Origin of the sequence: Roseovarius atlanticus (assembly GCF_001441615.1) — a bacterium.
In the GTDB taxonomy this organism is placed as follows: Bacteria; Pseudomonadota; Alphaproteobacteria; order Rhodobacterales; family Rhodobacteraceae; genus Roseovarius; species Roseovarius atlanticus.
Genome location: NZ_LAXJ01000016.1, coordinates 152,333 through 165,774, shown reverse-complemented (window position 1 = coordinate 165,774; position 13,442 = coordinate 152,333). Strand labels below are relative to the sequence as shown.

Genomic DNA, 13,442 nt, shown 5'->3' with positions numbered 1-13,442 from the left:
TTATTGAAGGTACAAGATGGTTGATAGAAGTCCGCCGCGCGTCCTTTTGATAGCCGAAGCGGCGAACCCAGAATGGGTCAGCGTGCCTCTTGTCGGCTGGTCACTCGCCAAGGCGATCCACGATCAGTTTGATGCTCATCTCGTTACCCAAATTCGAAATTGCGACGCTATCGAGCGAACAGGCTGGACACAGGGTAGGGAATTCACCGCCATCGACAGCGAGGCGCTCGCGCGGCCTATGTGGGCGATGTCCAAGACTCTTCGCCTGGGACACGGTAAGGGCTGGACTATGGTGACGGCTATCTCCGCGGTCTTCTATCCCTATTTCGAGCGCCTTGTCTGGCAGCGTTTCGGTGCGGATATCCGTGCGGGAAAATACGATATCGTCCATCGAATCACACCACTCAGTCCCACAACCAACAGCAGCTTGGCCTCCAAATGCGCGGCCGCCGGTATTCCCTTTGTTCTCGGCCCGCTCAATGGAGGCGTGCCTTGGCCCAAGGGTTTCGATGCTGAGCGGCGCCGTGAAAGGGAATACTTGTCTTACGTCCGCGGAGCCTACAAGGCAATGCCGGGGCGTCACTCCATGCTACGGGCGACATCCGCGATTCTGACAGGCTCGCGCTTCACCGCCAGCGAGATCCCTAAGGCATACCAAGACAAATGCATTTACCTGCCAGAGAACGCGATCGACCCGTCCCGTTTCAATCTGAAGACCGACCAGGTTTTAGAAGAGCCACTCAGGGCGTGTTTCATCGGTCGCATGGTGCCCTACAAGGGGCCCGACATGCTGCTGGATGCGGTCGCGCCGTTCGTGCGGGAGGGGAAACTTTTGCTCGACATGGTCGGAGACGGGCCGATGCTCGTCGATCTGAAAGCTACGGCGGCCCGGGAAGGAATTGAGGCGGGTGTCAATTTTCACGGCTGGCTGGAACACATCAAGGTGCAACAGGTTGCCGCTCGTGCCAATCTGCTGACCTTTCCCTCTGTGCGTGAATTCGGCGGTGGTGTCGTACTTGAGGCAATGGCGCTCGGCGTGGTGCCGGTCATATGCGACTATGCCGGCCCTGGAGAGCTAGTCAGTGATGAGACGGGCTACAAAATCGCAATCGGGTCAAGAGCCGAGATCGTCGATGGGTTGCGACAGAGGCTCGGGGCGATCCTCGCGGATCCCGCGGCTTTACCTGCCAAAGCGAAAGCAGCGCGGGAAAGAGCACTGACCCATTTCACATGGACCGCCAAGGCCGAGCAGGTTTCGCGGGTTTACGATTGGGTTCTGGGTCGGCGCGCTGACAAACCGGTACTGGTCTAGTTGTGAACTCTCAGTAGGTTGTTCATCCGGTTCGGAGTTAGGCTGCAATCGCCAAACTCCAGCCGAGGACCCCGAAGGATGAACAACCCACATCAAGGTGCACGTCTCACTGTTCATAGTCGAGAGCTTATCGTGGCCCGCCGTGCCGCAGGTCGGCCCGCCCGACAGATTGCCGAGGAGTTCGGCGTGTCGGTGCGCACGATCCACGAATGGCTCCGACGATACCGGGAGGGCGGTCATGGCGCGCTCGGCAATGGCGCAAGCGCGCCCGTTCGGCGCCCAAGGCGTCTCGGTGAGGCCCGGATCGCTCTGATCCTCGATCTGCGCCGCCGCTTCCGCATGACGGCGGCGGTCATCGCCGAGCGCCTCGGTCTGGCCCGCTCGACCGTCGCGCGGTGGCTGGCCCGTCATGGTGTCGGACGACGTGCGGCACTCGATCCGCCGCCACCCGTCCGGCGCTATCAGCGGGAGAGGCCGGGCGAACTGATCCATATCGACATCAAGAGGCTGGGCCGCTTCGACCGGCCGGGTCATCGCGTCACGGGGTCACGGACGAAAGGATCAAGCCGCGGCGCCGGCTGGGACTTTGTCCATGTCGCCGTCGATGACGCGACCCGGCTGGCCTATGTCGAGGTCCTGCCCGACGAGCGCAAGGAGAGCGCCACCGCCTTTTTGGGCCGCGCGCGGGCCTGGTTCGCCGCGCGCGGCATCAGGATCGAACGGGTGATGACCGACAACGGGTCATGCTACCGGTCGCGCCTCTTCCGCCAGGTCCTCGACGCACACACCATCCGTCACATCCGGACCCGGCCCTACACGCCCAAAACCAACGGCAAGGCAGAGCGCTTCATCCAGACCCTCATCCGCGACTGGGCCTACGGAACGACCTACGCCTCCTCCGCTGCACGCAACTCTGACCTGCAGCGATGGCTTGACTGGTTCAACCTTCGAAGACCACACTCAGCCCTCAATGGCCAAACTCCGACAATGGCTCTGAACAACCTTATGAGAAGTCACATCTAGTCGCGGCAACCTGCGGCAATTTACTTGACACGCTTTGGACATCAAGAAACCCTGTGTCTCACGTGTGATCCTACTACCGAAACGAACAAATTCGTAGCGGGTCCACAGATTTTAGTAGCCGAGATTAGTTTATGTCGCAGTCAAAGAAATTGGGATACCTGGTCCCACAGTTCCCGGGTCAAACGCACATTTTCTTTTGGCGGGAAATCGAGCATCTGGAAAAACTTGGTGTTGACGTGCACATCTTTTCGACCAAGCCGCCACCGCAAGGGTTAATTTGCCACGAATGGTCGCACGATGCCATTGATCGTACTACGTATCTGGCAAGTCGGTCGATTGCTAAGCTCATCACCGCCCTTCGGCGATTGCCGCTGCGCGAAATCGCTTCAGAGATATCAAGGGACGGGAAAAACGTGCTGAGGGACTTTTTGATTTCCGTTCCGGCCGCGCAACGTCTGATAGCCGAATGCAAGCGGCACGGAATAACCCATGTTCATGCGCATTCGTGCGGACGTGCGGCGTTGATCGCCGCGACCGCGAACCGTATCAGTGGATTGAATTATTCTCTGACCTTGCACGGTCCGTTGCAGGACTACGGTCTCGGGCAATGCTTCAAGTGGCGAAAGGCCAGCTTCGCGACCATTATAACGCAAGGGCTTCTGGCCGAAATGCGACGGCAGATGGCGGCGGATATGCCTGAAATCATCCACGTGCAGGCCATGGGCGTGGACACAGCAGTTATGCGCCGAGATACACCTTATAAGGCTCCGGCGGTCAGCGAGCCGCTTTATGTTTTCTGCTGCGCGCGGCTGAATGTCGTCAAGGGCCATCAGGATTTGATCAATGCCGTTGCCATTATGCGTGATCAAGGTGTCGACGTGCATTTGGAGATTGCCGGAGAGGACGACGACGGTGGATCCGGGTTTCGGAAAGTTTTAGAACGTGAGATTAACAAACTCAACCTCGGCGACCACGTGATCCTGCTTGGGGCAATTGATGCTGAAGACGTACGTCGGCGTCTCTGCAAGTCGCATCTCTTTGTTCTTGCCAGTTGGGCCGAACCTCTGGGCGTGGCCTACATGGAAGCGATGAGTTGCGGGACGCCCACCATAGGCACGGCGGCGGGAGGCGTGCGAGAACTGATTGAGAATGATGTGGACGGTATTCTGGTTCCCCCACGGGATCCGGAAGCGATTGCAGGGGCCATGTTACGGTTGGCAAGAGATCCGGCATCGTTGCAGCGGCTGAGCGCCGCAGGGCGCAAAACTGTTGAAGAGCGTTTTTCCTCAGAGCAAGGGGCTAAGCTTTTGATGAAAGAGATTTGGAAAAGCTAAGACTTCTAAGCGGTTTGAGATTGCTCGCTGTCGAATTGCGACCGTACTTCTACATAACGATGACTGGCCTGCGGTAGAGATCGGTGCGTAGGCGTTGCGGCTACCGTGTAAAGAAACTTGCTTTGCACTTAGGATTCTTGATAGACAGCCAAAGCTGAATTGCAGTTTGATAATGGATAAATTGAATGACTCATTGCCCTTTTAGACTTCGCTACCCTGCGGAGCGCTACAAGGCATAAATGGGCATTCTGTCCAAGTTTTCTCGTGGTAGCGGTCTGGAGGCGCGCGCCGCCCGATCGCTGGCTCTTACTGCGACAAGTTTCGCCGCAAGCCAGATCATACGGCTCGCAAGCAACCTCATTCTCACCCGCTTGCTTTTTCCCGAAGCGTTCGGTCTCATGGCGCTGGTCATGGTCGTCATTATCGGGCTTGGCCAATTCTCCGATGTGGGGATTAGCCCGGCGATCATGCAGTCGCGTCGAGGAGACGATCAGGATTTTTTGAACACAGCTTGGACGATCCAGATCTTCCGCGGTTTTTGTCTCTGGCTAACGGCTAGTGCTCTTGCATGGCCTGTGGCAGCTCTCTACGGAGAGCCGGATCTGGCCGCCCTTCTTCCTGTGGCCGCCTTCACACTTTTCATAAATGGCTTCCGGACAACCCGATTGGAAACGTCGCAGCGGCACTTGCAGTTCGGGAGGATCACAGTGCTGGATCTTTCGAGCCAATTGATCTCTGTCTTAATCAGCATCCTTTTGGCATGGTGGCTGAGGTCGGTCTGGGCCCTTGTTGTCGGCAATGTGGTCGCGGCCTTCTTCAGCGTTCTCTTGTACCAATTCTATCTGAAAGGGCCGAAAAACAGGCTTCATCTGGAGCGTGCGGCTGTTCATGAGCTGATCCATTTTGGCAAATGGATTTTTCTCGCCACTGTGTGCGGTTTTGTTCTGTCGCAAAGCGACAAGCTGATCCTAGGCAAGTACCTCAGCCTCGAGCAGTTCGGCGTCTACAATATCGGCTTCTTTCTCGCATCCGTACCGATGCTTCTAGGTCACGCAGTAAACAACCGCATCTTGATCCCGATTTATCGAGAGAAGCCGCCGCAAGTATCGGTTGAAAATTTTTTGGCGCTAAGGAGGATGCGAATGGCCATGACCGGTGTGCTTATGGTCCTCGTGGTCGCTTTTTCTGCCACCGGTGTCTGGCTGGTGACCTTGCTGTATGATCCGCGCTACTACGATGCCGGAGCGATCGTGACCGTTCTGTCGATCATGCACATCCCGCACATCATCATCCTGACTTATGACCAGGCGGCAGTCGCGGCGGGCGACACTCGCCGATTTTTTGTACTCGCTCTGGCAAAAGCTGCGTTCATGGTTGCAGGTCTGATCATAGGGCTCGAACATGCTGGGCTCCTAGGAGCATTGCTAGGACAGGGAGCGGCGATGATAGCGATCTATCCGGTCGTGGTCTGGCTTGCGCGGCGCATGCACGCGTGGGATCCGCAGCACGACATTTTTTTCGCAGTTCTTGGACTATTGATCGGCGCGATATGCTTCTGGCTGAACTGGTCGGCCATTATGGACCTCTGGACCAAAGCCCAGATTTAGTGCGGGCCATATGCGTTAACTTTCATTCGCCCAAGTACGGACTTCGCCACGCAGGTCAAGTATCTGGCACCAAGCCTCCAAAAAACAGCTGGAACGTCTTCCACAGAATGCTACGCGAGATAACAGGGTTTAAACTGCGCTTTTTCGAAGCACAGCAAGCCGGAAAAGACCCGCAAAATCCTGCCCATCACAAAAATTTGCATTGTGTCTCGGATGTGTGAAGCAATCTTGTTTCTCGATACCTTCGTAAACTCGTTTGATAACTGGAATTCTGAGCTCAACTAGTTTTTTCGGCGCATCACAAGAGGCAGACTTTATGATCAAGAACGAAGTCAAATTGCATCAAGTACCAGTTGGAAAACCCTTCAACCCGCAGCGCTTGCGGTTTGACGGAACATTGTCGCGGGATGAACTGGTCTTTTGCCGACAGAACGCCATCGCCTTGGCCTTCGACCCTGTGCAGCAAGGATGGGTGACCCTCGATTGTGAGGAAGGCGAAGAGGCTTTGATGACCGCCCGTTCAACTCGGGACAAACAGCCCGCCTCCGTCGTGGGACCCGTCGCATGTACATTCCGCCGGTGGCGGCAAGAAGACTTGCCGGTCTACAGAGCGCTTCTGGACGATCCAGAAATCTGGGCTCACCTTCCCGAGGACTATCCAGACCCTCTCGACACCGAGACGGCCAGGACCCTGATTGACATATCCATTGAAGGTCAGCATCACGATGTGCGCGCAATCGAGTTCGACGGCGACCCGGTCGGACAAGTGCGGTTGGCCTTTGATACGAAAGTTGCGAGGGACAGAGCCGATACGGCCGAACTCAGCTACTGGGTCGGAAGACGCTATTGGCGCCGTGGCATCGCCAAAGAGGCGATTGCACGGTTCTCCGAACAAGCATTCCTGCAGTACCCAGCTCTGAACGATATCTTTGCGGTCGTCGATGATGGCAACGCCGCCTCTGCAAGGGCGCTCGCACGTAGCGGTTTTCAAAGGGCCGGCGCTTCGGAAAACCAGGCAGGCGCGACAGTGTTCACGAAACGCCGCAGGGCCTGAAGCGGATCACGCAAACCGGATCTGTGCAAGTCCTACGCTGTCGATGCGGCGGGTCACCCCATTTTTTTGAATCGCTTTTCTCTGCAAAATCTTACTAGTATGCGCCAGTAACTTTTCCCGCCGAGTGCGGCCATGCGTTTGAGACCTGCGAGTGCGATTTCACATGACGGAGATACCGGCAGCGCGGCATGACGTGACACCTGACACGGACTCGCCGAAGTGGGGTGGCATCTGGCTGGTTTTCGCTACGCTCGCAACAGCGGCGTTTTTCTGGACTGGCATTGCCGGACTGATCGAGGTTTGGAAGCTTCCGGAATACAGCCATGGTCCACTGATACCGATCTTGTCAGCGCTTCTGTTCCTGCGGCATCTCAAATCCGTTCCGACGCAAGCTGGGCCTCCGGATCGGGTCTGGCCGGGCGTCGTTCTCTTGGTGGTGGCGCTGGCCTTTGGAGCGGTTGGCCGTCTGATCGATATCGATGACATAGTCGCCTACGGGCTGATCCTATGGATCGGGGCGATCATCCTGATCTGTTTCGGCTGGGACACCGGCAAGCAATTTTGGCCCTCGGTCCTTCATCTGGTTTTCATGCTGCCGTTGCCGGGTGCGCTCTATTATGCGGTCTCGACTTATCTGCAGGGCATCTCTTCCGAACTCGGCGTCTTTTTAGTCCGGCTATTGGATATTTCGGTCTTTCTGGACGGCAACATCATCGATCTCGGAGTGTACAAGCTACATGTCGCAGAGGCGTGTTCCGGGCTGCGCTATCTTTTTCCGATCCTCAGCTTTTCCTACATCTTTGCAGCCCTCTACCAGGGGCCGTTTTGGCATAAGGCCGTGCTTTTGCTCGCGGCCGCGCCGATCACGATCTTCATGAATGCGCTGCGCATTGCGATCGCTGCGGTGGTCGTGAACGAATACGGGGTCGCTCATGTCGAAGGCTTCGCGCATTTCTTCGAAGGCTGGGTGATCTTCATGTCCTGTGTGCTCTTGCTCTTCGTGCTGGCCGTTATACTGGTACGCCTGCATCCGCAGCGGCGGCGTCTGGTCGACGTGCTGGACCTTGAGACCAACGGTCTCTGGACGCAGGTGAGGCGAGCTAAGTTCCTCCATCCTTCTGCCGCCCTGATCGGCGCCGGACTGTTGACGGCCGTTGGCGCGCTCTTTTCGGAAAGCCTGCCCGCCCGTCCGACCGTTATTGCGGACCGGTATCAGTTCGTGGTTTTTCCGACGGAGCTTGAGGACTGGCGTCGCGGGCCACATTCCAGCTTGGATCCCGAAACCGAGGCGGTTCTGGCCGCGGACGATTATCTCTCTGTGCGGTTGGAACGGGCAGAGCACTCTGTTCCGGTCGAGCTTTTCATTGCCTGGTATGAGAATCAGAATCGCGGCGGGGTGCACTCACCCGAGGTCTGCCTGCCCGGTGGCGGCTGGGAAATCGCGAACCTGAACAGCATCGTGGCCCCGATAGACACCGGCGACAGCGCGGCGTCGTTCACACTGAACAGGGCGATCATCCAGAAGGGAATGGAGCGTATGTTGGTCTATTACTGGTATGACCAGCAGGGCTTGCGCACAGCATCGGTCCTCGACGCCAAGTTTCGCCTTCTGCAAAGCAAAATCCGCCATGGTCGAAACGACAGCGCCATCGTTCGTCTGCTTACTCCGATTCAGTCTGGTGAAGACGTTGCCGCGGCCGAGGCGCGTTTGAAGGACAGTCTTGGGGCCGTTCTCAAGACCCTGCCGCGTTTCATACCCGGTCACGGTCCAACTGCGGGCCATGTGTCCGAAAGCCGCTCCTGAAGGACACTTATGCAGACTCTGGATGCCGAAAACCGGATTTGGGATGTGATCGTAATCGGTGCCGGCATGGGAGGTGGCCTGGTCGGCCGGCGCTTGGCAGAGAAGGGACACCGTGTGCTCTTTGTCGAGAAAGGGCCCAGGGGCCATCGTCACGAAGGCCAGGGACTTGCCGACGACGTGACCGATCCTGCGGCGAGACTTGTGCGCGGGTACTGGCCTGTCCCAGTGCGCGCCGTTGTAGAGGGGCAGACGCTGAATTTCTACGCGCCGATCGGTGCCGGAGTTGGGGGGTCATCAGTGTTTTACGCTGGGTCGCTAGAGCGACCGGAGCGTCACGATCTTGAAGCAACGCCTGGTCATCCGCATCCGACCGGTGGCTGGCCGGTAAGCTACGATGCGTTCCAGCCTTACTTTGATGACGCTCAACGCCTGCTTGGGATCTCCGGCACGCCTGATCCGTTGTCGCGGGAGGATCCGGGCCCGCTTGCGCCGCCACCGCCACTGTCAGAGGGCGACGCAAACCTTTTGGCAAGTTTCCGCGACGGCGGGTTGCATCCTTACCGCCTGCATTCTGCGATCGGAAATGTTGAAGGATGCCTGCAATGCGTCGGCAGGAAGTGTCCCAAGTCTTGCAAGAAGGATGGCCGGTCTGCCGGTGTCGAGCCGGCCCTGGAAACCGGCCTTGCGGACATTCTGGACCTGTGCGATGTACGTGAGATCCAAGAAGATAAGGGGTATGTTTCAAGACTTGTCTGCGATCGACAGGGTGTACGACTGCATCTCCGCGCCCGCATATATATCCTCGCCGCGGGCGCTTTGAACTCGCCTCGACTGCTGCTTGCATCTGCCGCGTCGTCGAAACGCGCCATCGCCAATTCCAGCGGCTGGGTGGGGCGCGGGCTAATGTTTCACTTGGACGAGTACTTCGCGATCTGGCCGAAGAAATCGGTTCCGGGCGACGGTCCCTCAAAATCGATTGCATTTCGAGATCTCTACTCTCGCAATGGCGACCGGTTCGGCATGGTACAATCGCTCGGTGTCGACGCGACCTACGGAATCGTCGCCATGCATATCAAGCAGCTTTACGAGCGCTCGCGCTTTCCCAAGCTGAAACTTGTGCACAACGGTCTGAACGTGCTGGCGGCGGTTGCCTGCAGATACTTCGGCAACGCCAAGATCTTTGCCGGAATGGTCGAAGACCTGCCCCGCTACGAGAATCGCGTTATTTTCGATCCGGATGACCCCGATGTTCCGGTTTTTCACTACGAAATCCCCGAGGAGCTGCATCACCGCCGGCGCCTTTATCGATCAGCGATCCGCAAGGCGATGAAAGGCATGCGGCTTTTCCATCTCACCAAGGGGCCACAGATCAACTACGGTCATCCGATGGGCACGCTGCGCTTCGGCGACGATCCGAAATCATCCGTTCTCGATCGGTCCTGCCGATCCCACGATCTTGCAAATCTTTATGTTGCGGATGCGTCCTTTATGCCGACCTCGACGGGCGTGAATCCGAGCTTGACGATAGGGGCAAATTCGCTGCGCGTCGCTGAAATCGTATCCGACCGTCTGAAGGAGGCAAATCAGCAAAATGACTGAAACCGTGACTGCGCTGCGCGATGGTGTGGCTGTCGTGACCGGCGCAAGCCGGGGCTTGGGACTACAGTTGGTCAAAGGCTTTCTGGACCGTGGTATGCGGGTGGCGGGGATCGTCAGGTCGACCGACGTGCTGTCGAGCCTTGCCTCCGAAAGCGACGGCCGCTTTCTTCCGGTGACCGCAAATATAGCCGACCCTGAGCAAGTCAAAGCTGCCTTTGCGCAGATCAAGAACCAACTCGGCCCTGTAACGATCTTGATCAACAATGCCGCCGTCTATCCGCGCCGCGATATCCTTGACGAAACGCCGGCCAGCTTCATGGACACGATCAATATAAACCTCGGCGGCAGCTTCTTCGCCTGCCACAATGTGCTGCCCGTGATGATGGACCTCGGGTTTGGTCGTGTGATCAATGTGGTCACTTTCGCGGATCAGGCCCCGATCCCCTTTGCTGCGGCCTACTCGGTTTCGAAAGGCGCGCAGAGGGTGCTGACCAAAGTTCTCGTTGCCGAAATCGGCGACCGGTTCCCCAACATCGTCTTTACCGACTGGGTGCCGGGCGCGCTGCAGACCGAAATGGGCTTGCCCGACGGACTGCCGCCAGAGAAGGCGGCGCAGTGGGGCGTCACGCTCGCCCTGATGGATGAACGTGATTTGCAGGGTGCGTTCTTTGTCGAGAACGCGCAGGTCCTGCCTCCGCGATCAAAGAAAGAGCGGGTCGTTCAGGCCCTTCTCGGTCAGAAGCCCGTCGCGCGCAGTCTCGACTGACGCGTTGCGTCTCACCTGAGACGAGGGATTGAGCATGGAGGCGCCAAGCGCTTTTATTTCGGCTTGTTGCCGGAAGCAGCACTTAGGGCCTTCCAGGCGAGACCCGGAAGGATCGCGGCACAAGCGCCGTAGCGGCGAGCAAGGCGGCCGGGATTGCTTGCCATGCGCCACAACCACTCCATCGCGATCTGTTGGACCCATTTCGGAGCACGCCGTTGGCTGCCCGCGATGAAATCGAGTCCTGCACCGATCGAAACGAACCCGCAGTCCGGGGCGATGTCGCAACCCCGGGCGGCGAATATCTCCTGCTTGGGTGCGCCCATCGCGACGAAACACAGGCCGGCGCCGCTGGATGCGACCTGTTGCAGCGTCTCATCGGCGGCAGTGGAGTCGGGGTCAAATCCCATGGGAGGCGAGATACACAATACAATGCGCAGACCGTCATGCGCATTAGCAAGTCTGTCGGCCGCACGGGATAGGGTATCGTCCGTTGACCCGAACAGGGCAACCGGCACATTCATCTCCGCGGCCATCGCGCACAGCGGCTGTACCAACTCCGAACCCGGGATCAGTTCCACTGGTTGACGCATCAGTCGCCGAAGCCAGACAATCGGATTGCCATCCGCGACGACATAGGTCTGCTGTTGATATGCCTCCTGGAACCGAACTTCGTTATGCAGCTTTACCACATGATCCAAATTGAGCGTCGCCACCGAAAAACCTTGCCCGGCGCGAAGGCGCGTAGCGACGGCGTCCAGCAACTCCTGCCATGTCGCCACATTGACGAGGTTCATGGGATTGTACCGATCTTTCAAATCGTCCAGAGGCATGAGGTCCCGCATTGTCTTGTTTCGCATTATGGGTCGGCCAGTGCCGGCGCTATCGTCGCATTCTTCTTTACGCAAGCCAGCCTTGTCCAGAGCGCACCCAATGGCACGAAAAACACTGCGTGCTCTGTTTGGGCGGAACTTTTGGCATGGCCTTCAGCGATGCGCGACGCTAGCTTTGGCGACACTGTCTTACTTTGTGTTCGGTAATTACGAAAAATGGCGCAGCAGGCCCAAAGCTACGACCCGACCGACCTCATCAGCGTCATCATCCCGGCTAACAACGAGGAACCCTATATAGATGACTGCCTGAAGGCTCTGGCTGCGCAGGATGCAGCCGCCGGCCCGGTCGAGGTTTTGGTCGTTGCAAATGCATGCACCGACCGTACCGTCGCGTTTGCACGCGAGCATACTGCGGCTTTTTCTGCGCGGAACTGGACGCTGACAGTGCTCGACCTTGAAGAGCCTGGAAAGATCAATGCGCTGAATGTCGGGGACAGAGCGGCAACCGGGTGCTTAATTGTCTATCACGATGCAGATATCCGCTGTGATCCCGCGCTTCTCGGTCAACTGCGGGAAGCGTTGTCCATAGAAGCGCCGCGATATGCCACGGGCAGCTTGCGGGTCGGGCCGGCATCCAGCTGGGTCACCCGGCAGTACGGGCGTTTTTGGACCAAGCTGCCGTTTGTCGCAGGCGGCGCGGTGGGGGCCGGCCTTTACGGGGTCAATCGGGCAGGCCGGGGGCGGTGGGCCGAATTTCCTGATATAATCTCCGATGACACGTATGCGCGCCGCCAATTCAACCCAGACGAGCGAATCGAAGTACCTGCCAAATATCAATGGCCTATGATCGAGGGATTTCAGAATCTTGTTCGTGTTCGAAAACGTCAGGACGAAGGTGTGCAAGAACTGTCCGAACAATTTGGTTCGATGCTGAGGGAGGAGGGAAAAAAGCCCTTGTCTTGGCGGGAGCTTGCACGATTGGCTATCGCAGATCCCATTGGATTCACGGTATATTCCTGCGTCAGCCTTGTGGTCCGGCTCAAAAGATCGAACCGGGAATGGGTGCGCGGCCGTTAGTGCGGGACCCGGATCAGAAGGTGAGCGAGACAGATCCGAACAAAGTTTTTCTTGCTTTGGAAGTGTTTTAGAGGGATTATTTCGATGCTGGGAAGGTATAAACAAGCATCTTGTGGTTTCTGATTATGCATTCTTAAACTATTGGGGTTTTTATGAGAATTTTATACACAGTTGCGGTCGCAATCGGATTGATGAGCTTTCAAGCATCTCAGTCAAAAGCTGCCGTTTATCAGATTGATCTTGTTGGCGAAATTGGGCACGTTTCGTCGGCGTTTTCAGACACGGTATCAGTCGGCGATTCCGCAACCTTCAGCCTCACATACGACACGAATACACCGGACGTGCATCCTGCCGGCCATGTTGGCATTTTCACCAGCGGCATCCTTGGCTTGAGCGCAAGCTTCGGCGGCCAAGAATCCGCAGTGCGTCGCAATGCGCTCCTTAGAACTTCGAGCGTGGACAACTGGCTGGTTGAGCTTAGTTCGCTGCTCTATCTTGGCGACGCTTCGCTCGGAGCACATAACGGTATTATGGGTATCCGCCTTTTCAGTTCCGACGCCAACGCAGTTTCGGCAAGCAGTCTGCCGACGGTTTTGAATCTTTCCTCTTTCGACATAGACAGCAGTTTCTTTTTCGGTCGCCCACTGAATCCCGGGCTATCCGGAACGTTCAGCAGCTTGACGGTGACGGCCGTGCCGTTGCCAATGTCGGGTCTGCTCTTGCTCACGGCGGTTGGAGGTCTTTTGATGTGTCGCCGTAAGGCTGCGGTTTCCGGAAAACAGACCAAGCGCCTGGAGACGGCCTGAACCGCAAACTTACTCCTCTTCGCGCAGACGTTGCGCGTGAAGCTTGGTGATATTAATAAATTATTTAAGGCATCACTGCCTGCTATTGGATGCGTTTTTGAGATCCGCCCATATGAACAATTGTTAGACTTGCAAGAACTAGGTTGACCCATTTGAGAAGGACAGGGCCGGCTGCGGTGTATTAAGCAAGCATACCTTTATTTAAAAGGATATATACTGTTGCACAATCC

General features: G+C 57.2%; 11 protein-coding genes. 10 read left to right on the top strand and 1 reads right to left on the bottom strand.

Translation table 11 applies throughout. The features are described from left to right. The first annotated feature begins 16 nt into the window (after window positions 1-16). From XM53_RS14515 to XM53_RS14480, 8 genes are all read left to right on the top strand, one after another. A complete protein-coding gene (locus XM53_RS14515; RefSeq protein ID WP_057794520.1) occupies window positions 17-1,312 on the top strand; it encodes a glycosyltransferase family 4 protein in 1,296 nt (431 codons plus the stop codon). Between the two features lie 78 nt (window positions 1,313-1,390). Further along, window positions 1,391-2,335 (top strand): IS481 family transposase, encoded by a 945-nt coding sequence (locus XM53_RS14510; protein WP_082631031.1) that lies wholly within the window; start codon window positions 1,391-1,393, stop codon window positions 2,333-2,335. 131 nt (window positions 2,336-2,466) lie between these two features. Then, entirely contained in the window at window positions 2,467-3,669 is a 1,203-nt protein-coding gene (gene epsE, locus XM53_RS14505; protein WP_057794517.1) for an exopolysaccharide biosynthesis GT4 family glycosyltransferase EpsE, read from the top strand. Between the two features lie 239 nt (window positions 3,670-3,908). After that, window positions 3,909-5,276 carry an oligosaccharide flippase family protein gene (locus tag XM53_RS14500; protein WP_057794515.1) on the top strand — a complete coding sequence of 456 codons (1,368 nt, stop codon included), beginning with the start codon at window positions 3,909-3,911 and terminating at the stop codon, window positions 5,274-5,276. Window positions 5,277-5,592: 316 nt separating this feature from the next. Continuing rightward, the gene (locus XM53_RS14495; protein WP_057794513.1) at window positions 5,593-6,330 is read left to right on the top strand and encodes a GNAT family N-acetyltransferase; all 738 of its coding nucleotides are present in this window, start codon (window positions 5,593-5,595) and stop codon (window positions 6,328-6,330) included. Window positions 6,331-6,493: 163 nt separating this feature from the next. Beyond that, window positions 6,494-8,134 (top strand): VPLPA-CTERM-specific exosortase XrtD, encoded by a 1,641-nt coding sequence (xrtD, locus tag XM53_RS14490; RefSeq protein ID WP_057794511.1) that lies wholly within the window; start codon window positions 6,494-6,496, stop codon window positions 8,132-8,134. Between the two features lie 9 nt (window positions 8,135-8,143). Further along, window positions 8,144-9,733, top strand: coding sequence for a GMC oxidoreductase (locus XM53_RS14485; protein ID WP_057794509.1), 1,590 nt, complete (start codon window positions 8,144-8,146; stop codon window positions 9,731-9,733). 4 nt (window positions 9,734-9,737) lie between these two features. Next, window positions 9,738-10,499, top strand: coding sequence for an SDR family NAD(P)-dependent oxidoreductase (locus tag XM53_RS14480; RefSeq protein WP_236544512.1), 762 nt, complete (start codon window positions 9,738-9,740; stop codon window positions 10,497-10,499). A 53-nt stretch (window positions 10,500-10,552) separates the two neighbouring features. Here XM53_RS14480 and XM53_RS14475 read toward each other — a convergent pair whose 3' ends face one another. Next, the gene (locus XM53_RS14475) at window positions 10,553-11,329 is read right to left on the bottom strand and encodes a WecB/TagA/CpsF family glycosyltransferase (protein WP_057794580.1); all 777 of its coding nucleotides are present in this window, start codon (window positions 11,327-11,329) and stop codon (window positions 10,553-10,555) included. 216 nt (window positions 11,330-11,545) lie between these two features. Between XM53_RS14475 and XM53_RS14470 the strand changes: the two genes are divergently transcribed. Then, on the top strand, window positions 11,546-12,406 hold the full coding sequence (locus XM53_RS14470; protein ID WP_057794505.1) for a glycosyltransferase: 861 nt from the start codon (window positions 11,546-11,548) through the stop codon (window positions 12,404-12,406). A 191-nt stretch (window positions 12,407-12,597) separates the two neighbouring features. Then, window positions 12,598-13,212, top strand: a complete 615-nt coding sequence (locus XM53_RS23070) for a hypothetical protein (protein WP_144435547.1) — start codon at window positions 12,598-12,600, stop codon at window positions 13,210-13,212. Window positions 13,213-13,442: the final 230 nt, after the last annotated feature.

Excerpts from the sequence above, each read along its gene's own strand:
- XM53_RS14515 (WP_057794520.1), top strand. The coding sequence starts at position 17 with ATGGTTGATAGAAGTCCGCCGCGCGTCCTTTTGATAGCCGAAGCGGCG.
- XM53_RS14510 (WP_082631031.1), top strand. The coding sequence starts at position 1,391 with ATGAACAACCCACATCAAGGTGCACGTCTCACTGTTCATAGTCGAGAG.
- epsE (WP_057794517.1), top strand. The coding sequence starts at position 2,467 with ATGTCGCAGTCAAAGAAATTGGGATACCTGGTCCCACAGTTCCCGGGT.
- XM53_RS14500 (WP_057794515.1), top strand. The coding sequence starts at position 3,909 with ATGGGCATTCTGTCCAAGTTTTCTCGTGGTAGCGGTCTGGAGGCGCGC.
- XM53_RS14495 (WP_057794513.1), top strand. The coding sequence starts at position 5,593 with ATGATCAAGAACGAAGTCAAATTGCATCAAGTACCAGTTGGAAAACCC.
- xrtD (WP_057794511.1), top strand. The coding sequence starts at position 6,494 with ATGACGGAGATACCGGCAGCGCGGCATGACGTGACACCTGACACGGAC.
- XM53_RS14485 (WP_057794509.1), top strand. The coding sequence starts at position 8,144 with ATGCAGACTCTGGATGCCGAAAACCGGATTTGGGATGTGATCGTAATC.
- XM53_RS14475 (WP_057794580.1), bottom strand. The coding sequence starts at position 11,329 with ATGCCTCTGGACGATTTGAAAGATCGGTACAATCCCATGAACCTCGTC.
- XM53_RS14470 (WP_057794505.1), top strand. The coding sequence starts at position 11,546 with ATGGCGCAGCAGGCCCAAAGCTACGACCCGACCGACCTCATCAGCGTC.
- XM53_RS23070 (WP_144435547.1), top strand. The coding sequence starts at position 12,598 with ATGAGCTTTCAAGCATCTCAGTCAAAAGCTGCCGTTTATCAGATTGAT.